The sequence below is a fragment of the Microbispora sp. CA-135349 genome, assembly GCF_050947365.1.
GTDB lineage: Bacteria > Actinomycetota > Actinomycetes > Streptosporangiales > Streptosporangiaceae > Microbispora.
On the sequence record NZ_CP192001.1, the window covers coordinates 1,529,936 to 1,550,879 of the forward strand.

Sequence of the window (20,944 nt, forward strand, 5' to 3'; positions counted from 1 at the left end):
TGTTGACGATGTTCCGTCTCCTGGTCTAACTTCGTCTCTAGGAGGGACGAGGTTAGACGCATCGGTGATGCGGGGCTCCGTCCTGGGCGTGGTAGTAATGAGATCCGCGGAGGAGGCCCGTACAGACAGAGTTGGTGCACCATGACCGAGCGATACCTCGGCGTTCTCGGTATCGGCGAGGCGCTGGGCGTGAGCCGGCACGCGGTGCACAAGTGGCGCTCCCGCTATCCCGGTGATTCGGAGCACCCGTTCCCGGAGCCCGATGTCGAGGTCGACGGAACTCCCGGCTGGCGGCCTGATCGGCTGGCGGAAATCACCGAGTGGCGCAACGGCCTGCCGGGCCGTGGCGTCGGCGGCGGACGTCCTACCGCCGCCCGACAGGAATACCTGAAAGAAGCGGCGGCGCGAGGCATGGACCGGGATGAAGCGCTGCGCGCGCTCGTCACCTTGTCCGAAGAGTTTCCCGAGATGACCGAGCAGGAGATCTGCGCCTGGCTCATCGGACATTGGCGGAGATAGCACTTTCCCCCGATCAATCCCATCACGAAGGCGATGACGCATGCCCGAAATCGGCGGCGAGACCGCACCCGGATTCGAAGCGGTACGTGAGGCGTTCGCGGCCAACCTGGCCGGCGGACAGGAAGTGGGCGCCGCGGTCGCCGTCTACCTGCGCGGCCGGAAGGTCGTCGACCTGTGGGGCGGGATCGCCGACCCCGGGACCGGCCGCCGCTGGGAGCGCGACACCCTGCAGGTGGTGTTCTCCACCACCAAGGGCGTCACCGCCGCCTGCGCGCACCTGCTGGCCGAGCGCGGCGAGCTGGACCTGGACGCCCCCGTCGCCGACTACTGGCCGGAGTTCGCGGCATGCGGAAAGGACCGGATCCCGGTCCGCTGGCTGCTCACCCACCAGGCCGGACTGCCCGCGCTCGATCACCCGATCACTCCGGCGGAGGCGATCGCCTGGGACCCCATGGTGACCGCACTGGCCGCCCAGCGGCCGTTCTGGGAGCCGGGCACCGATCACGGCTATCACGCCCACACGTACGGCTGGCTGGTCGGCGAGGTCGTCCGCCGGGTGACCGGCCGGAGTCTCGGCACGTTCCTCGCCGAGGAGATCGCGGCACCGCTCGGCCTGGACCTGTGGATCGGGCTGCCGGAATCCGAGCAGCATCGGGTCAGCCGGATCGTCGCCGACTCGATCGACCTCGGCGCGTTGGCCGGGATCGACCTCGACGCCCTGCCCGAGCCCGCGCGCGAGGTGATGAGCGCCTACGCCGATCCCACGTCACTGACGATGCGGGCGATGACCGTCGTCACGCCGATGCCGAACCACGACAACCCCGCCGAGCAGCTCGCGGAGATGCCGTCGACCAACGGCATCTGCACCGCACGCGCGCTGGCCCGCTTCTACGCCGCGCTCATCGGTGAGGTCGACGGGCATCGCGTCCTCTCACCCGCCACTCTGGCGGCGGCGACCGCCGAACAGGTCAGCGGCGTGGACCGCGTCCTGCGCGTGCCCGTCCGGATCGCCACCGGTTTCGGCCTACCGACCTCCGACGCCTTCTGGTACAGCCCGACCGCCTTCGGTTTCCCCGGCTACGGCGGGTCGCTCGGCTTCGCCGACCCGGCAACCGGCATGGCCTTCGGGTACGTCATGAACCGCATTCAGGAAGGCGTACCGGACCGGAGAGCCGCCACGCTCCTCGACGCGGTCCGCGGCGCGATCACGGCGCAGGCCCGGTAGCACCTCCGCGACAGCCCCGGCCGCAGGCGCACCGTGCCGGGTCGTGCCGTGCCGTGCCTGGGCTGTGCGCGGGCCACAGTGGGGGCGGGCACCGTGAACGACCCGGAGAACCGTACGCGGATAGAGATCGATGTGGCGGTCTTCTCGCCCCCTGACGGAGGCCGGGCGGGCAGGCTGCTGTCTCTGGGGGAGGCGAAGTGGGGGGAGACGATGAGCCACCACCACGTGGGGCGGCTGGCCCGGGCCCGCGATCTTCTCGCCGCCAAGGGCTACGACACCCGCGACACGATTCTGGCCTGCTACGGCGGCTCGGGCTTCACGGCCGAGCTGCGGGCGTCGGCAGCCGAGGACCCCGGTATCCGCCTGATCGGCCTGGACGACATCTACGCCCCGGACGCTTTCGGCTGAGGCCCGGCTGCGGCAGTTCTGCCGCAGCCGAAGGCGAGTGGCGGCCGGGGCGGTTACTTCTTGCAGATGTTCTGCGTCGCGGTGCGGGCCGTGGGAGTCGCCTGCGCAGCGGGCGTCGCCGATGCGGCGGAGCCAACCGGCTCGCCCACCGGCTCGGCCACCGTCACCTTCTTCACGTCATGGTTGTTCTGGCCGACGACGACCTCGATGCCGGCGACGTCCGGCTGCTCGCGCAACTCGGCGCCGGGGATGGCGGCGGCCACCGTACGCGCCGAGTCCTCGCGGCCGGGCGGGTAGCGGATCACCGTGGTGGCGAAGTCGCGGCGGGGCGTGTCACCGGGAGGCGAGGGCACCATGAACCCCGCTTCGACGAGGCGGGCCTTCGTGGTCGCGCCGAGGCCGGTGATGAGCGTCCCGTTGAGCACCTTGACCGAGATGCGCCCGGGCGCGATCGTGAGCGCCGTCGGCGAGGCGGACGGCGAGCCGGCCGCCGAGGGCGAACCCGAAGGGGACACCGAGGCCTTCGCGGAGGCACTCGCGGACGGTTCGACGAGGGGCTGGTCCGCGTTGATGCGGCGGAACAGGTCGCGGGCGGCCTCCTTGTCCCACAGCACCGCCGACTCGCCCGTCGGCGCGTGGTAGTTCACGTCGGCCAGCGGCACGGTCGCGAACGACACGTCGTCGGTCGAGACGTCCTTGAGCTGGTTGGCCAGGCCGAGCAGGTCCTTGGCCAGGGCGGTGTCCACGGTGAGCGTCTTGAGCGTGGAATCGACGAGCCCGGCGAGTTTGGCGGGGTTGGTCAGTGTGCCGCCGCTGAGCGCCTTGCTGAGCAGCGCGGAGATGACCTGCTGCTGCCGGTCGATCCGGTCGAGGTCGGACCGGGCCGTGGCCCTCGTGCGGGCGTACGCGAGCGCCTTGACCCCGTCCAGCGTGTACGTCCCGGGCTGCAGGGACAGTTTGGTCTTCGGGTCGTCGATGGTCACCGGAGTGCAGACGGTGACCCCGCCGAGCGACTCCACCACGTCGATGAACCCCAGCACGTTGACTTCGACGTAGTGGTTGACGCGCAGTCCCGTCGCCTGCTCGACCGTCTTCACGGCCAGCTTGGCGCCGCCGAACTGGTACGCAGAGTTGATCTTGTGCTCTCCCTTGCCGGGGATCGTCGTCCAGGTGTCCCTCGGCAGGCTGACGACGGTGACCTTGCGGTGGTCCTCCGACAGGTGGATCACCATCATGGTGTCGGTGCGCTGGCCGACGTCGCGGCCGAGGTGGAGCTGGTTCTGCTGGCGCCTGCTCAGGTTGTCGCGCTTGTCCACGCCCACCAGCAGGATGTTCATCGCGCCCGTGGATTCGGCCTCGCTCGTGCCCGCGTCCACCGACTGGATCTTTCCGGCGGCGTAGTTGGGCAGCAGCCACAGTGCGCCGGAACCGAGCAGCACGACTCCGGAGAGCGAGCCCGAAATGACCAGGGATCGGAGGCTTGTTCTCCGACGGCGGGCACGTTGCGCCGTCACTCTCACGCCGCCGTTCCCGTCGCCCCCTATACGGACGCCGGAGTCCTCCTGATCCTCGCCGGGCATTCCCGTCCTCCGGTTGCCGTCTCCACCCCTCCGTACAGTAGCGTGAGCGCCGCCATGAAGCCCTTTCCCGACTCGCGACAGTCGAGCCAGAATCCCGCGCGGAGCTGGCCGCCGATCTCGGTGATCATGCCGGTGCTCAACGAGGAGCGGCATCTGCGCGACGCCGTACGGCAGGTGCTCGAACAGGACTACGAGGGCCCTCTCGAGGTCGTCATCAGCGTGGGCCCCTCTCATGACCGCACCCAGGAGGTGGCCGACGCCATCGCGGCCGCGGACCGCCGCGTCGTCGTCGTGCCGAACCCCACGGGCCGTACCCCCAACGCGCTGAACGCCGCCATCGCCGCGTCCCGCAATCCCATCATCGCCCGGGTGGACGGGCACGCCATCCTGCCCCGCGACTACCTGCGTACGGCCGTGGAGACGCTGGAGCAGACCGGCGCCGACAACGTCGGCGGCATCATGGCCGCCGAGGGGATCACGCCGTTCGAGCAGGCGGTGGCCTGTGCCATGACCTCGAAGATCGGCGTGGGCAACGCCCGGTTCCACACGGGCGGGCAGGCCGGTCCGGCCGACACCGTCTATCTGGGGGTCTTCCGCCGCAGCGCCCTCGACCGGGTGGGCGGCTACGACGAGCACTTCCTGCGGGCGCAGGACTGGGAGATGAACCACCGCATCCGGGAGACCGGCGGGCTGGTGTGGTTCCAGCCGAGGATGCGCGTCACCTACCGTCCCCGGCCCAACGTGCGCGCGCTGGCCAAGCAGTACTTCCACTACGGCCGCTGGCGGCGGGTCGTCTCCCGCACCCACCAGGGCACGATCAACCTGCGCTATCTCGCCCCGCCCGCCGCCGTCGCGGCGATGGCGCTGGGCCTGGTGGTCTCGCCGTTCTTCTGGCCCGGCCTGATCATCCCCGGCGGCTACCTCGCGGCGATCCTCGCGGGCTCGGTCCTCACCGGCCGCGGGCTGCCCGGCGCCGCGCTCGTGCGGCTCCCGCTGGTGTACGCCACCATGCACGTCTCGTGGGGGACGGGCTTCCTGACCAGCCCCCCGAAGCTCAGCAAGCCCCGTCCCAAGCCCGAACGGGCGAGGCTAGAGGACCTCTTCGAAGACTGAGGTGTCCAGCGTGAAGCCGATCGGGTGGGGGACGTGGATCTCCCGCCCGAACGGCACCGTCGAGATCACCTGGTAGAGGCCCTCCTTGGGTTCGCTGTAGACCGTGACCGACGCCGGCTTCGTCAGCGGGTCCACGAGGAGCATCACCGGCACGCCGCCCCCGGCGTAGATCGCGGGCTTCTTGAGACGGTCGTCCTCCGCGCTGCCCTTCGAGACCACCTCGGCCACCAGCATCAGCCCCGAGGACAGCAGCTCACGCTCTCCCCAGCGCGGGCAGCCCCACGGGGCGAGCACGAGATCCGGCACCACCGGCTCGTTGGTCCCGTCGAGGCACACGCCCACGTTTCCCGCCCACGCCTGCCAACCGCGGTCGTCCATGAGCGGCAGGAGCGCCTCGAACAACTGCATCGCCGCCGACGCGTATTCGGGAGCGTCCCGTAGGCGGGTGACGAGCCGACCGTCGATCACCTCTGTCTGCAGGCCGGGCAGCGGAGGCAGCGCGTCGTACAGCTCGCGCGGCGTCCTGGGCAGAGGCCGGCCGGGCACCGGCGCCAGTGCGGGCGCGGGCGGGGCTTCGACAGCGTCCATATGGCTCCTCCTCGGCTTATTCAGTCGCGGGCGGAAGGGGTGAGGGCTTCGAGGCCGAGGGAGCGGGCACGGGCCTCGGCCCGGGCGGCGGCACGCCGTACGGCCTCGTCGAAGCGGGCCAGCGGGTCCGGGTGATCGGGACCGAGCAGGTAGGCGCGCTGCGCCCGCCGGGCCTCGGCCATGTCGTCGCCTCCCGGGGCGTCGAGACGGCGCAGGATGCCGGGCAGCTCCGCCAGGCCGGGCCCGAGGAGGTACGCCGCACCGGCGGCCGGGTAGCGCCGGCGGAACCGGTCGGGCGGCAGGTCCGCCACGTTGGCGACGACGTACGGCTTGCCGCTGGCCACGAAGTCCGACACCACGCTGGAGATGTCGGAGATGAGCACGTCGGCCTCGTTGAAGCACTCGTACAGCGACGGCTCCCGGCCGGTGACCGCGACGTGGGGCATTCCCGTGCTCTCCTGCAGCAGGGCCAGGATCTTCCGGTGCGCCGTCCGGGCCGCCGGTGAGCGGTGGCCGGTCAGCGGGTGGGGCTTGTAGATCACCCGCACCCGCTCGCGGAGCAGGGCGCGCACGATCGCGGGGCCCATGGCGACGAGCGAACTGTGGAACAGGTCGTCGCTCCAGCCCTCCCACGTCGGCGCGTACAGGACGGTCCGGTACGGCGCCGCCCCCTCGGCGTACGGGCTGGTGCGCAGCACCCCGGCGAGCTGGGGGCGGCCGACCTCCTCGACGGCCTCGTCCCGCACACCCACCTGGGCGCGCAGGTAGCGGTCGCGCCCGGCGGGCCCGGCCACCCAGACCTCGTCGTACACCTTGGTGTACGGGTTGAAGGACGCCTCCTTGTCGCTGTCGCCGTGGCCGATGAACACGCTCCGCACGCCCGGCACGCGGAGCATGTGGATGTTGTTGCCGACGTTGGCGGGAAACAGCGCGACCCGCACGCCGTCGAGCGCGCGGAAGTTCATGAGGTCGACCGACGAGGGGATGCACACGACGGGCAGCGTCGTCGCGCCGAGGGCCGTGGCCAGCGGCCGGTCACGCAGCACCACCAGCGTCCTCGGCGTGATCCGCTCCAGCGTGCCGAGCCACATGCTGGCCTGGTAGGCCGCGGTGACCGGCCCGGAGAAGTACATGACGACCTCGGGCCGGTAGGCCGCGACCCAGTCGTCCACGGCGGCGAGAACCCGGCGCCGGTCGCCCAGGTGCCTGGCGCGCCGCGCGTGGGCGAGCAGCGCGGCGACGGCGGCGGTCTCCAGGGCCAGGGCCACGACGGCGCCCGCGACGCCGGTCCAGCCCGCGCCCACCCAGCCACGGCCCGTCCAAGCCGGGCTCATGGGCGCCGTCACCGCGGCGGGCACGACCGCGAGCGCGTCGAGGTGGAGCAGCCGGGCGCCCCGGGTGAGCAGCACACCGGGCGGCGCGGGCGGGATCCGCAGCGCGGGCAGGTCGATGTTGCGGGTCATCACCGGCATCTGGTTGTGCCGGCGGTCGACGTGCTCGGCGAGCCACGTCTGCACCGCCCGCAGGCCGTGGAACAGGAACAGCCCGGCCGCGAGCGCCGCGAACGACCACGGCCGCCCCGGCGCCAGCCGCGCCAGCAGCACGACGGCCGCCGTCTCCCGTGACAGGAAGCGGACCGTGGCCCCGAGATGGGCCCGGCTCAGCGCCGCCGCGGCCCGGCCGGGCAGCGCGGCCTCCACGGCGTACGACAGCGGCACGAGCACCGCGAAGGCCACGGGCAGCGGCCACACGGCGGCCGCGAGCAGGGCCGGGTACGACGCGAGCGTGAGCGCGGTGAACGCGCCTCTGCGTCCCCCGGCCAGGCTTCTCAGGGCCGGCCTCCGGGCTATCGCGACCAGTGCGTTCGGGGCCCTGCGCCCCGTGATGTTTCCCCCCATGGGCGAGCGCCCGTCCCTCCGTACATGGTTGCGGTCATCGGCTGAGCCGTACGTCCACGACCTGTCCCGTGAGGCGGGACAGCAGCACATCGAGGCTGGTGTGGGCGACGGCGGCGGGGGAGAGAAGCGTTCCGGCGGGTTCGTCGCCGAACGCGCGCAGCCGCATGGGGGTGGCGGTGCGCTCGGGGTTGACGCAGTTGACGCGGACACCCTGGCAGGCCCACTCGTCGGCGAGCGCCTGAGTGAGGTTGACGACGGCGGCCTTCGTGGAGGAGTAGAGGCTGTAGTCGGCCCGGCCGCGGGTGTAGGACGAGGAGGTGTAGAGCAGCAGGTGGCCGCGGGTCTCTATCAGGTACTTCACGGACGCGCGGGCGATGTTGACCGGTCCGAGGTAGTTCACCCCGATGGTCTCCTCGATGGTGTGCTGCCCGGACTCGCCGAGCTTGCCCATGTGCAGCACGCCCGCCGTGTTGACGACGTAGTCGATCCGGCCGGTCTCGGCGTACACGCGGGCGAGCGCGTCCTCGACGGCGGCGACGTCCTCCACGCGCACGCCGTTCTGGCTGCGCGAGAAGGAGTGGACGCTCGCGCCGTAGCCCCTGGCCAGCGCGACGATGTCCGCGCCGATGCCGTAGCTGCCGCCGAAGACCACGAGCGTACGGCCCTCGAGACCGGCCCGGTAGGCCTCCTCGTCCAGCGCGGGCGCGGTGTTCTCGGCGAGCTGGAAGAGCTTGTCGGCGATGAAGACGTCGACGGGATGGGTGACCTTCATGTTGTGCTCGCTGCCGGGCACGATGTAGATCGGCACGTCGGGCAGGTAACGCAGCACGACGCCGCAGTCGTCGGTCGTCGGCAGCGAGGGGAACTCGGGGTCGGCCAGGGCGCGCTCGTACGCCGCCCGGATCACCGACAGCCGGAAGCACTGCGGGGTCTGCCCCCGGCGCAGCCGGGAACGGTCGGGGATGTCGCGGATGATGTCGCCACGAGGGCCGGGCGCGGCCACCACGATGGTGTCGGAGGACGGGATCGCCACCTCGACCGCCTCGTAGCGTTCGAGGGCGGCGACGCACTCGCTGATGATGCGGGGCTCGATCAGCGGCCGCACCGCGTCGTGCAGCAGCACGTCGCACTCCTGCTCGCCCAGCGCGCTCAACGCCCGCCAGGTCGTCTCGGTACGGCTCGCGCCTCCTTCGAGCACTCCGCGAACCTTGGTGTAGCCGTTCCTCCTGACGAGCTCCTCGGCCTCGAAGACGAAGCCGGGGGCCATCAGGACGATGACCTCGTCGATCTCCGGATGGCCGTCGAACACGTCGAGGGTGTGCTCCAGGATCGTCTTCCCGGCGATCTTCAAAAGCTGTTTCGGGGTGTTGAGGCCCACGCGCTGGCCGACACCGCCGGCCAGCACCACCCCCACCCTGCGCAGACGCGATTCGGCGATCATGTTGTCCTCCCCGGAGGAGACCATACCCGTGCCGGAAGCCGGAGAAGGTGATTGCCACCTAGTGATCACTCGGTTACTTTGCGAGGTGAGCACGTGCGGTCGACGTGAAGCGGGTTTCCATATGGGGGCGGATCCGAGCAAGCCCGGTACGTCACGGGACACAGAGACGGTGGCGGTCGTCCTCGCGACCTCGCCGGCCGCCGGGCTGCCCTGGTCCGACGGCGCCCGGTCGGACGGCAGCCTCCTGGAGCGGCTCGCCGCACAACTCCTCACCCTGCCGGTCCGCGAGGTGCTGATCGTGGTGCGCGGCCAGGACGCCCAGGCAGGGGGGTGGGAGAAGGGCGCGGAGACCGGCGGCCCGCGGCGGCAGATCTGCGTCAGCGACGGGCTCGCCGAGGACCTGCGGATCGTCGCCAAGACGGCCCGCGCCTCGACCTCCCCGGTCGCCGTGCTGGCGGCCGACGTGGTCGCGCACACCGAGGCGCTGTCGCTGCTGCTCGACCATCCCGCGCGCCCTACCGGCGCGATCGTCGCCAGCGGCGACCCCGCCCCGCTGCGGCCGCCCGTACGGACCGAGTGGGGTCGCGTCGTGTCCGCGGGCACGTCCTTCCACGAGGTCGAATGGGCCAACGGCACCTTCCGCGGCGTCCTCCAGATCGGGGAGGCCCACCTGGCGGGGCTGGCCGACATCGCCGAAGACCTGGCCGATCTGGCCCAGCGCCGCCATCTCGGGCGCGTCGGCGACGGCGAGGTGCCCGAACTGCTGCTCACCGGGCTGGTGCGGGCCGGCGTCCAGGTGCACGCCGTCGCCCTGGGCACCCTGCACTGCGGGAGAGCCGGCACGCGCCCGGCCGCCGAGCGCGCCGTGCGAGAGCTGGCCGACGTCGACGAGGCACAGGCCAGGCTCGACGCCGCCGTCAAAAGCGGCGACGGCTTCTTCACCACCTACTGCGTCAGCTCGTGGTCGCGTCACCTGATCCGCCCGGCCGCCCGTCTCGGACTGACCCCCAACACGGTGACCGGCATCTCGGTCGGGTTCGCGGCCATCGCCGCGATCTGGTTCTCCGACGGCCACCGCGCGGGGCTCGTGGTCGGCGCCGTCGCGCTCTACCTGTCGTTCGTGCTCGACTGCCTGGACGGCCAGCTCGCCCGCTACACGCGCCGGTTCTCCCCGCTCGGGGGCTGGCTCGACGCGATCTGCGACCGGCTCAAGGAATACCTCGTGTACGTCGGGCTGGCGGCCGGATACGTGACCCTGCCGGACAAGGCATGGGAGATCTGGGCCCTGGCCGTGGCCGCGATGGTCCTCCAGACGATCCGCCACATGGTCGACTTCTCCTACGCGGGAGCCGTGACCGACCGGGCCAGGGCGGCGGGCCTGCGGGCGGCGGCCCCGCGTTCGATGGCCGTGCCGTGGGACGAGGCGCCCGCGGCGGCGGCCGTGAAGGGCACCGGATCGGTGCTCGCGCTGTCGCGGCGGCTCGACGCGCTGAGCGGCGCGAGGGGCGTGGCGTACTGGGCCAAGAAGATGATCGTGCTGCCGATCGGAGAACGGATGGCGCTGATCTCGGTCACGGCCGCGCTGTTCGACGCGCGGGTGACGTTCCTCGCGCTGCTGGGCTGGGGCGCGGTGGCGCTGGCCTACACGGCCGCCGGGCGGATGGCGAGGTCCTTCGCGTGAGCGAGCGTAGCGAGCGAATCAGTGGGCACAGTGCCTGGCGCATGCCGCTCCGAGCCGAAGGCGAGGAAATGGCATGAGCGAGCGTAGCGAGCGAATCAGTGGGCACAGTGCCTGGCGCATGCCGCTCCGAGCCGAAGGCGAGGAAATGGCATGAGCCGCCGCCCTCGCGAGGCCGGAGGGAAGGGCCGCGGCGCGATCTCCGTCCACATGACCCCGGTGCCGCGCGGCGTCGTGGCGGCCTACCGCGACGACGGCCCGCTGGCGAAGGCGATGGGGCTGCTCGTCGCCGGGCAGCTCCCGCCGCTGCCGCCCGCGGTCGCGGGGGCTTTCGTGACCGCGGTGCTGCTGGTGCTCGGCGTCGCCGGAGCCGACGACTTCGCGGTCTTCGCCCCGGCGGTGGCCCTACTGCTGGCCGGGGCGGGCAGCGCGCACCGCCACGACGGCCGGCTCGACTGGCTGGCGCCCCCGATCCTGCGCCTGACCGAGTACGGCTTCATCGCCTCGGCCGGGTTCGCCCGCTCCGTCCCTCCGGTGCTCATCGTCGCCCTGCTCGGCGCGATGGCCTTCCACCACTACGACACGGTCTATCGGCTGCGCCAGCACGTGTATCCGCCGCCGTGGCTCGCGACGGCCGGGCTGGGCTGGGACGGCCGGATGCTCGTCGTCGCCCTGGGCGGCCTGCTGGGCCTGGTGCCGGTCGTGTTCGTCCTGCTCGCCCTCTACCTGTGGTGCCTGTTCGGCTGGGAGAGCCTGACCTGCTGGCTCGCCGCCCCCCGCACGCCCGACGAGGCCGTGGAACCGGCACCCGCCGATTAACGTCAGACCAACGGTGGATTACCCAACCGGGGTGCCGAGCCAACTAACCTTTGGGGTTACTGTCTGACGCTCGACCTCAAGGAGTGCGGGAAATTGCTCGGAATGGTGCTGGCCGCCGGAGCCGGACGTCGCCTGCGGCCGTACACCGACACGCTGCCCAAGGCGCTGGTGCCGGTCGACGGTGAGACCACGATCCTCGACATCGCCCTGCGTAACCTGGCGGCCGTGGACCTCCGCGAGGTCGTGGTGATCGTCGGTTACCAGGCCCAGGCCGTACGGGAGCGGCAGGCCGACCTGGAGCGGCGCCACGGGGTGAAGCTCACGCTTGTCCACAACGACAAGGCCGAGGAGTGGAACAACGCCTACTCGCTGTGGTGCGCGCGTGACTACTTCTCGCAGGGCGCGTTGCTGGTGAACGGCGACACCGTCCACCCCGTGTCGGTGGAGCGGACCCTGCTGGCCGCCGAGGACACCTCCGACATCCTGCTCGCCGTCGACGACGTGAAGTCGCTGGCCGACGAGGAGATGAAGGTCACGCTGGAGGACGGCCGCCTGAAGCGGATCACCAAGCTGATGGACCCCGCCGAGGCGTACGGCGAGTACATCGGCGCCACGCTGATCCGGCCGGGGGCGGCCGAGCGCCTCGCCGACGCGCTGAAGGCGACCTTCGAACGCGACCCCCAGCTCTACTACGAGGACGGCTACCAGGAGATGGTCGAGCGCGGCGAGAAGATCGCCGTCGCGCCGATCGGCAAGGTCGAGTGGGTCGAGGTGGACAACCACGACGACCTCGCGAAGGCCCGTGAGATCGCGTGCCGTTACTGATCCCCGCGGCCATCTGAGGAGTTCGCATGCCGATTCTGGCAAGGATGCTCCCCGCCCCACTCACGATGGAGGTGCGGCGGGGCGCGATCGCGCAGCTCGGCACCCTGCTCGCCGACAGCAGGGTGGCCACCTCCGGCCGGGTCGCGGTCGCGGTCGGCGTGGGGCAGGGCGACCGCATCGCGGAGGTCATCGCGCCGTCGCTGGGTGAGGCCAAGGTGCTCCGGGTGGCGGACGGCAGCGTGGACGCGGCCGTGTCACTCGGCGCGGACCTGCGCAAGGGCAACTACGAGGCGGTGGTCGGCGTCGGCGGCGGCAAGACGATCGACGCCACCAAGTACGCCGCGTCGCTGGCCGGCATCCCCATGGTCGCCGTCGCCACCAACCTCTCGCACGACGGCATCTGCTCGCCGGTGGCATCGCTGGTGTACGAGGGCGGCAAGGGCTCGTTCGGCGTGCCCATGCCGCTGGCGATCATGGTGGACCTCGAGTTCGTCCACGACGCCCCGCCCTCGCTCGTCCGGTCGGGAATCGGCGACGTGCTCAGTAACCTGTCGGCCATCGAGGACTGGCAGCTCGGCAACATCGAGCGGGGCGAGCCCATCGACGGGCTGGCGATCTCCATGTCGCGCACCGCCGCCGAGGCCGTGCTGGGCCGGCCGGACTCGATCGAGGCGGACGCGTTCTTGACCGTGCTCGCGGAAGCGCTGATCCTGTCGGGGATGTCGATGGTCATCGCGGGGTCAAGCCGTCCGGCGAGTGGTGGCGATCATGAGATCCTTCATGCTGTGGATCAGCTTTTCCCCGGCACCTCCAATCACGGTGAGCTGGCCGGCATCGGTGCGGCGTTCTGTTACTTCCTCCGGGAGGACACGCACCGACTCGGCCAGGTGACCGCCTGTCTCAGACGGCACGGCCTGCCCGTCGCGCCCGGCGACGTCGGCCTGACGACCGATCAGTTCACGGCCGCGGTGATGCTGGCCCCCAGCACCCGGCCCGGCCGCTACACCATCCTTGAGCACCTCCGCCTGTCGGAGCGCGAGGTCCGGGGGAGAGTTGAGGACTATGTCCGCGCCGTCGGTCGCTGAACTCCGCGCGGTCGCCCAGCCGCAGACCACGATGGATCGCCGCAGCGGCGAGCACTGGGCCGGCCTGCTGTACATGCGGCGTCTGTCCATCTACGCCACCTGGCTGCTGGCCAAGACCCCCATCTCGCCGAACCAGGTCACCGGCCTGATGATCCTGTGCGGGGTGGCGGCGGGCGCCGTGCTCGCACTTCCGGGCTTCTGGGCGGCGCTGGGCGCGGCCCTGCTCATCCAGATCTACCTGCTGCTCGACTGCTCCGACGGGGAGCTGGCCCGGTGGACCGGCCGCACCTCGATCACCGGGGTCTACCTCGACCGGGTCGGGCACTACTTCGCCGAGGCGGCGCTGCTGATCGGGCTGGGTTTCCGGGCCTCGGAGACGCTGCCCGACTGGTACACCGTGATCGGCGTGGCCGCGGCGCTCGGCGCGATTCTGATCAAGTCGGAGACCGACCTGGTCGACGTCGCCCGCGCCCGGTCGGGGCTGGTCGCGACCACCGAGGCGGCGGCGCAGCAGTTCACCTCACCGCGGCTCGCGCTCGCCCGCAGGGCCGCGGCCGTGCTGCGGTTCCACCGGGTGATCCAGGCCGTCGAGCTGTCGCTGATCGTCGTGATCGCGGCGGTGCTCGACAACTGGTTCTCCGCCACGCGGATCCTCGTGGTCGCCTGTGTTGTCATCGCGGGAGTCCAGCTCGTGCTGCACCTGGTCAGCATCCTCGCGTCCCGGCGGCTCTCATGAGCGCGCCGGTTACCGCGCGGCGTGCCGACCGGCCGTACATTCGCGGTTGGGTAGGGGTTTGGTGGCAGTTCCGATACCCTTGTGCCACGGTAAACCAGGCAGATTCCGGATTGCCCGGCCATACAGACTCGGTGATCATGAAGTCGTGTGTAGTGCGCCCAACGTCGAGGCAGTGACGCGGTGAAAATCTCCTGTGTCATCCTCACCATGGGCAACAGGATCGCTGAGCTCGACCGGGCGGTGGAGTCCGCGCTCACCCAGACCGACGGCGACATCGAGGTCGTCATCGTCGGCAACGGCGCGGACGTGCCGGAGCTGACCGTCCGGCCGCTCCCCGGCTCCGCCGCCACTATCAAGACGGTGCGGCTGGAGCACAACGCCGGCATTCCCGAGGGCCGCAACCGCGGTGTGCAGGAGTGCTCGGGCGACATCGTCCTGTTCCTCGACGACGACGGCTGGTACGCCAACCCCAAGGTGGCCGCGCACGTCCGTGAGCGGTTCACGCACGAGCCCGACCTCGCCGTGATCAGCTTCCGGGTGATGGACCCCGAGGGCGGCTCGGTGCAGCGGCGGCACGTTCCCCGCCTGCGGGCCGGCGACCCCGAGCGGTCCTCCCCGGTGACGACCTTCCTCGGCGGCGCCTGCGCCATCCGAAAGTCGGCGTTTTTGCAGGTCGGTGGGTTGCCGGAGAAATTCTTCTACGCCCACGAGGAGACCGACCTCGCCTGGCGCCTGCTGGGCGAGGGGTACCGCATCGAGTACGACGCCGACACGGTGATGTACCACCCGCTGGTGCTGCCGTCCCGTCACACGGACTTCTACCGGCTGAACGCCCGCAACCGGGTGTGGCTTGCCCGGCGCAACCTGCCGTGGCCCCTCGCGCTGTTCTACCTGCTCAACTGGGTCGTGCTCACGCTCGTACGCGAGCGCTCGGTGCCCGCGATCAAGGCGTGGTTCCGCGGCTTTTTCGAAGGACTGCGCGAGCCGGCGGGCGAGCGCCGTCCCATGGCCTGGCGCACCGCCTGGCGCATGCTCCGCCTCGGCCGCCCGCCCATCGTCTAGCGCGCGGCCGGGGCGTCGGCGGTCACGGTCCCCGGAGCCGGGGTCAACCCCAAACTGTACAATTTCGGGCGTTTAATCTGCCTGATCTTCTGGGGTGTGGGATTGCCCGTTTTCCACCGCGAACGGCTCCGCGTTTTCGTCGACTCTCCGGTCTTCCAACGTGCGGTCATCGCCGTCATCGCGCTGAACGGGATCGCGCTCGGGCTGGAGACGTCGCCCGAGCTGGCCGACCGCCACGCCACGACCTTCCTCGTGATCGACCGGGTCATCCTCGGCATTTTCGTCGTCGAGATCATCCTGCGGATCGTCGTGCACCGCAAGGCGTTCTTCCGCGACCCCTGGAGCTGGTTCGACCTGATCATCGTCGCCGTGGCCCTCGTGCCGGCCTCCGAGTCGTTGTCGATCCTGCGGCTCTTCCGGTTCCTGCGCGTGCTGCGGCTGATCTCCGTGGTGCCGGGCATGCGGCGGGTGGTCTCGGCGCTGTTCGCCGCGATTCCGGGACTGGCCTCGGCCGTGGTTCTCCTGCTGCTGTCGCTCTACACGGCGTCCGTGATCGGCGAACAGCTCTTCCGCGAAGCGGCCCCGCAGTACTTCGGGGATCTCGGGAAGTCGCTGTTCACCATGTTCACGGTGCTCACGGTCGAGAACTGGCCGCAGGTGGCCGAGGACGTGATGGCGAAGGAGCCGCTGGCGTGGATCTTCTTTGCCACATTCATCGTGATCACGGCGTTCTTCGTGCTCAACCTGCTCATCGGCGTGATCGTTTCCGCGATGGAGGCCGAGGTCAACGCCCAGCGGTGGAAGGACGACCAGGCGTTGGAGCTGGAGCAGCACATCGCGGTCATGAACGAGATCAGGGCGCTGAGCGAGAAGGTCGACCGGCTGGCGGCCGGCCTGCCGGTGACCGCGGACGCCCGTCGCTCGGGCTCTGACACCCCCTCGCACGTGGACCGCTGCTCCTGCCGCCACGACCCGTGAAGCCGGGCACCACTCCTGCTACGGGCGCCTTCGCGTGGCTCTCGGTCACGCGTCCCAGGTGACCGGGAGGCTCTTCACCCCGTGGATGTCCGCGGTCTCCGGACGCAGGCCGACCTCTTCAGCCGGTACGGCCAGGCGCAGCGTGGGGAAGCGGTTGAGCAGCGCGGGGAACGCCACCCGCATCTCGACGCGGGCCAGCTGCTGGCCCAGGCACTGGTGGATGCCGTGGCCGAAGGCCAGGTGCCCGCCGTCCTGCCTGCGGAGGTCGAGCACGTGGGGATCGGTGAAGCGCTCAGGGTCACGGTTGGCGGTGTTGTACGACAGGATGACCGTCGTGCCGGCCTCGATGGTCTGGCCGCCGAGCTCGACGTCCTCCAGCGCGGTCCTGATGAACGTCTTGGCGACGCTCAGATAACGCAGCAGCTCCTCCACGGCCCGGTCGGTGAGCGCGGGATCGGCGCGCAGCGCTGCCAGCTGCTCCGGGTTGCGCAGCAGCGCGAAGGTGCCCAGCGCCAGCATGTTCGCGGTGGTGTCGAACCCGGCCGCCAGCAGGATCAGGCTCATCCCCCTCAGCTCCTCATCGGTGAGATCGCTGCCGGTGAGGTCGCTGAGCACGTCGTCGGTGGGGTTCGCGCGCTTGGCGGCCACCAGCTCCGCGAGGTAGTGCTGGGTCGCGGTGTAGGCCGCTATCAGGTCCTCGTCGCTGGTCTCCCCGCCGAGGAACGTGTCGATCTGGTCCTGGAAGCGGCCCCGGTCCTCGTACGGCACGCCCAGCAGCTCACAGATCACGATGGAGGGGATGGGCTTGGCGAACGCGGTCACCAGGTCCACCGGCGGCCCGGCCTCCTCCATGGCGTCCAGGTGGTCGGCGGTGATCTGCTCGACGCGCTCGGTGAGCTGCCGCATCCGCCGTACGGTGAACTTGCCCACCAGCGGTTTGCGATAGCGCCCGTGCTGCGGCTCGTCCATGAGGAGGAACTCGCCGGGCGGCGCCGGAGGGACCTCCACGCCGGTGTAGTCGATGGACGGGTGGTGGATCATGAGTTCCTTGCGCGAGCTGAACCGCGAGTCGGCCAGCACCGACCGGACCAGGTCGTATCCGGTGATCAGCCAGCCCTGGTGCCCGTCAGGGAAGGGGTAGCGACTGATGGGGCCGTGCCGGCGGGCGTCGATCAGCTCCGCCGGCGGGTCGAAGGGGCAGCCGCGCTGACGTGCCGTCGGCAGGGCGGTGACGGTGTGGACCATGGTCATTCCTCTTGTGGGCCGGGGTTTCACTCGCGAGAGTGCGTGTTTCCACGATCGCCGACCGCCCTGACACCGCGCCGTCGTCGAGCTGATACAGGGCCGTCGCCGTGTCAGCCAAGGAGGTCAACGCCCGATGAACGTCATCGCGGATTCCGGGACCATGCTGCGGCGCAACTTCCGGCACACGATGCGGAATCCGATGGCGCTGTTCAACGGCGTCGTCATGCCGGTCTTTCTGATGTTCCTGATGGTCTACGTGTTCGGCGGCGCGTTCAGCGTCGGCGTCGACTACGCCGACTACGCGACACCGGGGTTGATGCTGACGACGATCTGCTACGGCATCGGCGCCACCGCGATCGCGGTGAACTCCGATATGACGACCGGATTCATCAACCGGCCTGCGCGGGTTGCTGACCGGCGCGCCGTCGGCGGGCTCGGCCATCACGGCGATCGCCTGGTGCGCGGGGCTGGCGTTGGTCGGCTACCTGTGGGCGCGCGCGTCGTTCGAGAAGCGAGCGCGATCTCGGCCAGCTCGCGCCAATCCCGCCTCCCTCCGTCACGGGTCGCCTCGGTGAACACGGGCTCACCGAGGTGATTCCGTGCATCCGCGGCGATCCTGGCAGCGTCCGGCTGCGAACGATCCGGCGTGCCGCGCACGGCGTCGCTCGCCGCGAGCAGTCGCGCGGCCTGCTCGTGGTCTCCCTGGCGCAGCGCGAGATCCGCAATCCCGATCAACACCTCGGCGATCATCGGCGGGTACATCACATCCACAACCGCGCGGAACGCCTCGATCCGATACTCGCGGGCCTCTGCGAGATCCTCGGTGAGGTAGCCGTACAGGTCCATGGTCCTGGCACGGGCGGATCGGTCCATCGCCCTGTTGTCCGGCGTCGCGCGCACCGTGGCCAGATGCCGGCGCGCCTGGTCCGGCTCACCGCGCCAGCGCGCCAGGTGTGCCGCGGAAAACGCCAGCTCGCCGAGCACGCCCGGCCAGGTGATCCCGCTCGCGCACCGCTGCGCTTCGGCCATCGCGGAGGTGCTGGACGACTCGTCGCCGAGCAGCCAGTACAGCTGAGCCTGCCGCGCCCGCAGACCGACCACGTCCTCGGTCGCGCCCACCTCGGTCAGCGCCACAGCCGCCTCTTCGTAGTGTTCGCACGCGCGTGCGAACTCACCGCGCATGGCGAGCCGATCGGCCAGGAAGGTCAGCGCCAGCGAGATCCCCATCCGCTCACCCAGCGTACGGAACTCGGCGAGGCCGATCTCGGCGTCGAGGTCCACATCGGTCTCGTCGCCGCCGAGCGTGAGCCGCAGCCGGCCACGAGCGAGCCTGGCCTGTGCGCGCACCCACGGATCGTCGTCGCCGATGAGCGGCTCGAACGCGGGCAGGAACTCCGCCGGGCCCTGCAGCATCCGCTCCAGCGGCGTGACGAACCCGAGCAGCGGATTGCGATACCCGCTGCGCTGGGCGAGCCGATGCGCCTCCTCGATCCACTCCCGCGCCTGAAACTGATCACCGCCCACCCTGGAGGACACGAACACCACCACGATGGTGTACGCCATCGCCCGCACCTCGTCGGGCACCTCACCGGGCAGCGAAGCCGCCGCGATGCTCAACTCGGTGCCCTCGGCCCTGTGTCCCGTGAGGAACCAGTACCAGCCCGCGGCCCCGACCAGCCGCATCGCCTCCTGGGCCCATCCCTCGGCGATCGCCCCGCGCAGGGCCGCGCTGATGTTGTCGTGCTCGGCCTCGAGCCTCGCCAGCCATTCCAGCTGCTCGGCCCGGCGCAGGTGCGGATCGGCCGTCTCGGCCAGCTCGACGAAGTAGGCGAGGTGCGCCCGGCGCGCCCGCTCGGTCTCCCCGGCTTCGGCGAGCCGGTGCGCCGCGTACTCCCTGATGGTGCCGAGCATCCGGTAGCGCGGCGTGCCCTCACCGTCGGCGAGCAGCAGCGATTTCTCGATCAACGTGGTCAGCACGTCGAGCACCTGCTCGCCGGCGAACGCCTCATCCCCCGCGTCGTCCCCGCAGACCCGTTCGGCCGCTTCCAGGCTCGCCCCGCCGGAGAACACCGACAGCCGCCGCAGCACACGACGTTCGGCCTCGGTCAGCAGATCCCAGCTCCAGTCCACGACCGCGCGCAGCGTCTTGTGCCGGGGCAGCGCCGTTCGGCTGCCGCCGGTCAGCAGGAGGAACCGGTCGTCGAGCCGGCGTGCCAGCTGATCGACGGACATGGTGCGCAGCCGCGCCGCGGCCAGTTCGATCGCCAGCGGAATCCCGTCGAGCGCCCGGCAGATCCGTGCGATGGCCGACAAGGTGTGCGCGTCGGAGCCGATGTCCTTGCGCACCAAACCCGCGCGGTCCCGCAGCAGCCGCACGGCGGGCGAGGAGCCGATCTCGGAGGGGTCCGCTCCCTTCGCGGGCAGCGCGAGCGGCTCGACCTGCCACAGCACCTCCCCGGTGATACCGAGCGGTTCCCTGCTCGTGGCCAGAATCCGCAGCCTCCGGCACTCTCCCAGAAGCCGATCCGCGAAAGCCGCGGCCGCCTCGATCACGTGCTCGCAGTTGTCCAGGATCAGCAGGATCGCGCGCTCCCGGACCGCGGCGATGAGCTGGTCCACCGGTTCCCCACCCCGGGCGGCGCCGAGCAGCGCCTGGTCGCGCAGGCCGATCGCGGTGAGGGCGGCCTGCGCCAGCTCACCGCCCGCCCGCACCGGGGCCAGTTCGACCAGCCACGCCCCGTCCGGCAGCTCCGCGAGCATCGTCCGCGCGGTCTCCGTGGCCAGCCTCGTCTTGCCGGAGCCGCCCGCCCCCGCCAAGGTGACCAGCCGGTGCTTGACGACCAGACCGGCGACCGCGGAGACGTCGTCGTCCTTGCCGACGAAACTCGTCAGCTCGGCGCGCAGGTTCGTCCTGTGGCTGTCGGCCCGCTCGCCCAGCTCGCCCCGCAGCAACGCGGTGTGCAGCGCGGAGAGCTCGGCCGACGGATCGGTGCCCAGCTCCTCGGCGAGCCGCTCGCGCGTCCGCTGATACACGGTCAACGCCTCGGCCGTACGCCCCGCTTCGGCGAGCGCCCGCATCAGGGCCGCCACGAACCCTTCCCGTAGCGGAAACGCGGCGACCACCCGGGTCAGCTCGGAGACCAGCTCCGAGCCGCGGCCGAGGCGGATGTCCGCATCCACGCGGTCCCCGAGCGCGGCCACGTGGAGTTCGTCCAGACGCGCGACCACGGCGTCGAACGCGTCGCTGTCCCGCAGTGCGATGTCCGCCATGGCCGTGCCGCGCCACAGTGCCAACGCCGACCGCAGCAGTTCGGCCCGCGCCGCGGGCTCGACGGCACGGGCCTGAACGACCAGCTGCTCGAAGCGGCACACGTCCACGGCATCGGGAGCCACGGCCAGCCGATAGCCGCCGGAATCCGCCTCGATCGCACCGTCGGGCAACACCCTGCGCAGCCTGGACACCAACGCCTGCAAGGCGTTCACTTCGTCGGCGGGCGGCCGTTCCCCCCAGATCCAGTCCACCAGCCTCGCACGTGTGACGATCCGGCCGGGCTCGAGGGCGAGTGCGGCGAGCAGCGCGCGCAGCCGGATCCCGGGAACCTCCACCACGGCGCCATCGCCGTTCCGGACCTCGAACGGCCCGAGCAATCCGACTCGCACATCAGTGATTGTCTCGCACACCACCCGTGTTCGGCCGGGACCGCATCCGCCGTCGCCCGCAGGGTGCGGGATAGGCGCCGCGCA

17 protein-coding genes are annotated in these 20,944 nt (G+C 70.9%); 11 read left to right on the forward strand and 6 right to left on the reverse strand.

Features of this window, described 5'->3' with window-relative positions:
- Nucleotides 1-141 precede the first annotated feature (141 nt).
- The 3 genes from ACQPZZ_RS07530 to ACQPZZ_RS07540 all read left to right on the forward strand — a co-directional run bounded on the left by ACQPZZ_RS07530 (nucleotide 142) and on the right by ACQPZZ_RS07540 (nucleotide 2,152).
- The gene (locus tag ACQPZZ_RS07530; RefSeq protein ID WP_363639708.1) at nucleotides 142-519 is read left to right on the forward strand and encodes a hypothetical protein; all 378 of its coding nucleotides are present in this window, start codon (nucleotides 142-144) and stop codon (nucleotides 517-519) included.
- A gap of 40 nt (nucleotides 520-559) precedes the next feature.
- A complete protein-coding gene (locus tag ACQPZZ_RS07535; RefSeq protein WP_432930167.1) occupies nucleotides 560-1,744 on the forward strand; it encodes a serine hydrolase domain-containing protein in 1,185 nt (394 codons plus the stop codon).
- A 93-nt stretch (nucleotides 1,745-1,837) separates the two neighbouring features.
- Entirely contained in the window at nucleotides 1,838-2,152 is a 315-nt protein-coding gene (locus tag ACQPZZ_RS07540) for a hypothetical protein (RefSeq protein ID WP_432930169.1), read from the forward strand.
- 53 nt (nucleotides 2,153-2,205) lie between these two features.
- Here ACQPZZ_RS07540 and ACQPZZ_RS07545 read toward each other — a convergent pair whose 3' ends face one another.
- Nucleotides 2,206-3,591, reverse strand: a complete 1,386-nt coding sequence (locus ACQPZZ_RS07545) for an LCP family protein (RefSeq protein ID WP_432930171.1) — start codon at nucleotides 3,589-3,591, stop codon at nucleotides 2,206-2,208.
- 195 nt (nucleotides 3,592-3,786) lie between these two features.
- Here ACQPZZ_RS07545 and ACQPZZ_RS07550 point away from each other — a divergent pair, with 195 nt between their 5' ends.
- Nucleotides 3,787-4,845 (forward strand): glycosyltransferase family 2 protein, encoded by a 1,059-nt coding sequence (locus ACQPZZ_RS07550; RefSeq protein WP_363639843.1) that lies wholly within the window; start codon nucleotides 3,787-3,789, stop codon nucleotides 4,843-4,845.
- Here the strand turns inward: ACQPZZ_RS07550 and ACQPZZ_RS07555 are convergent.
- The 3 genes from ACQPZZ_RS07555 to ACQPZZ_RS07565 are packed head-to-tail and all read right to left on the reverse strand — an operon-like array spanning nucleotide 4,822 to nucleotide 8,772.
- Nucleotides 4,822-5,433: a Uma2 family endonuclease gene (locus ACQPZZ_RS07555; RefSeq protein WP_432930173.1), complete on the reverse strand. Its 612-nt coding sequence runs from the start codon at nucleotides 5,431-5,433 to the stop codon at nucleotides 4,822-4,824. The two genes, ACQPZZ_RS07550 and ACQPZZ_RS07555, sit on opposite strands and share 24 nt — an antisense overlap.
- Nucleotides 5,434-5,453: 20 nt before the next feature.
- Nucleotides 5,454-7,331, reverse strand: a complete 1,878-nt coding sequence (locus ACQPZZ_RS07560; RefSeq protein WP_432930175.1) for a CDP-glycerol glycerophosphotransferase family protein — start codon at nucleotides 7,329-7,331, stop codon at nucleotides 5,454-5,456.
- 34 nt (nucleotides 7,332-7,365) lie between these two features.
- Nucleotides 7,366-8,772, reverse strand: a complete 1,407-nt coding sequence (locus ACQPZZ_RS07565) for an SDR family NAD(P)-dependent oxidoreductase (RefSeq protein WP_432930177.1) — start codon at nucleotides 8,770-8,772, stop codon at nucleotides 7,366-7,368.
- Nucleotides 8,773-8,941: 169 nt separating this feature from the next.
- On the opposite strand from ACQPZZ_RS07565, the gene ACQPZZ_RS07570 reads away from it, so the two are divergent.
- The 7 genes from ACQPZZ_RS07570 (at nucleotide 8,942) to ACQPZZ_RS07600 (ending at nucleotide 15,955) form a co-directional block, all read left to right on the forward strand.
- Entirely contained in the window at nucleotides 8,942-10,453 is a 1,512-nt protein-coding gene (locus ACQPZZ_RS07570) for a CDP-alcohol phosphatidyltransferase family protein (RefSeq protein WP_432930179.1), read from the forward strand.
- A 150-nt stretch (nucleotides 10,454-10,603) separates the two neighbouring features.
- Complete coding sequence (locus ACQPZZ_RS07575; RefSeq protein WP_432930181.1) at nucleotides 10,604-11,269, forward strand: DUF5941 domain-containing protein; 666 nt, start codon at nucleotides 10,604-10,606, stop codon at nucleotides 11,267-11,269.
- A gap of 93 nt (nucleotides 11,270-11,362) precedes the next feature.
- A complete protein-coding gene (locus tag ACQPZZ_RS07580; RefSeq protein ID WP_142561593.1) occupies nucleotides 11,363-12,094 on the forward strand; it encodes a sugar phosphate nucleotidyltransferase in 732 nt (243 codons plus the stop codon).
- A gap of 44 nt (nucleotides 12,095-12,138) precedes the next feature.
- A complete protein-coding gene (locus tag ACQPZZ_RS07585) occupies nucleotides 12,139-13,179 on the forward strand; it encodes an iron-containing alcohol dehydrogenase family protein (RefSeq protein WP_432934310.1) in 1,041 nt (346 codons plus the stop codon).
- Nucleotides 13,157-13,915, forward strand: coding sequence for a CDP-alcohol phosphatidyltransferase family protein (locus ACQPZZ_RS07590; RefSeq protein ID WP_432930184.1), 759 nt, complete (start codon nucleotides 13,157-13,159; stop codon nucleotides 13,913-13,915). The genes ACQPZZ_RS07585 and ACQPZZ_RS07590 overlap by 23 nt, the downstream gene beginning before the upstream one ends.
- Before the next feature lie 180 nt (nucleotides 13,916-14,095).
- A complete protein-coding gene (locus ACQPZZ_RS07595) occupies nucleotides 14,096-14,977 on the forward strand; it encodes a glycosyltransferase family 2 protein (RefSeq protein WP_363639731.1) in 882 nt (293 codons plus the stop codon).
- 96 nt (nucleotides 14,978-15,073) lie between these two features.
- Entirely contained in the window at nucleotides 15,074-15,955 is an 882-nt protein-coding gene (locus tag ACQPZZ_RS07600) for an ion transporter (protein WP_432930187.1), read from the forward strand.
- A gap of 45 nt (nucleotides 15,956-16,000) precedes the next feature.
- On the opposite strand, the gene ACQPZZ_RS07605 is transcribed toward ACQPZZ_RS07600, so the two are convergent.
- Both ACQPZZ_RS07605 and ACQPZZ_RS07610 read right to left on the reverse strand, forming a co-directional pair.
- Nucleotides 16,001-17,200: a cytochrome P450 gene (locus tag ACQPZZ_RS07605; RefSeq protein WP_432930189.1), complete on the reverse strand. Its 1,200-nt coding sequence runs from the start codon at nucleotides 17,198-17,200 to the stop codon at nucleotides 16,001-16,003.
- 441 nt (nucleotides 17,201-17,641) lie between these two features.
- A complete protein-coding gene (locus ACQPZZ_RS07610; protein ID WP_432930191.1) occupies nucleotides 17,642-20,860 on the reverse strand; it encodes a BTAD domain-containing putative transcriptional regulator in 3,219 nt (1,072 codons plus the stop codon).
- Between the last annotated feature and the right edge of the window lie 84 nt (nucleotides 20,861-20,944).

Excerpts from the sequence above, each read along its gene's own strand:
- ACQPZZ_RS07530 (WP_363639708.1), top strand. The coding sequence starts at position 142 with ATGACCGAGCGATACCTCGGCGTTCTCGGTATCGGCGAGGCGCTGGGC.
- ACQPZZ_RS07535 (WP_432930167.1), top strand. The coding sequence starts at position 560 with ATGCCCGAAATCGGCGGCGAGACCGCACCCGGATTCGAAGCGGTACGT.
- ACQPZZ_RS07550 (WP_363639843.1), top strand. The coding sequence starts at position 3,787 with ATGAAGCCCTTTCCCGACTCGCGACAGTCGAGCCAGAATCCCGCGCGG.
- ACQPZZ_RS07555 (WP_432930173.1), bottom strand. The coding sequence starts at position 5,433 with ATGGACGCTGTCGAAGCCCCGCCCGCGCCCGCACTGGCGCCGGTGCCC.
- ACQPZZ_RS07560 (WP_432930175.1), bottom strand. The coding sequence starts at position 7,331 with ATGGGGGGAAACATCACGGGGCGCAGGGCCCCGAACGCACTGGTCGCG.
- ACQPZZ_RS07565 (WP_432930177.1), bottom strand. The coding sequence starts at position 8,772 with ATGATCGCCGAATCGCGTCTGCGCAGGGTGGGGGTGGTGCTGGCCGGC.
- ACQPZZ_RS07575 (WP_432930181.1), top strand. The coding sequence starts at position 10,604 with ATGAGCCGCCGCCCTCGCGAGGCCGGAGGGAAGGGCCGCGGCGCGATC.
- ACQPZZ_RS07585 (WP_432934310.1), top strand. The coding sequence starts at position 12,139 with ATGCTCCCCGCCCCACTCACGATGGAGGTGCGGCGGGGCGCGATCGCG.
- ACQPZZ_RS07590 (WP_432930184.1), top strand. The coding sequence starts at position 13,157 with ATGTCCGCGCCGTCGGTCGCTGAACTCCGCGCGGTCGCCCAGCCGCAG.
- ACQPZZ_RS07605 (WP_432930189.1), bottom strand. The coding sequence starts at position 17,200 with ATGGTCCACACCGTCACCGCCCTGCCGACGGCACGTCAGCGCGGCTGC.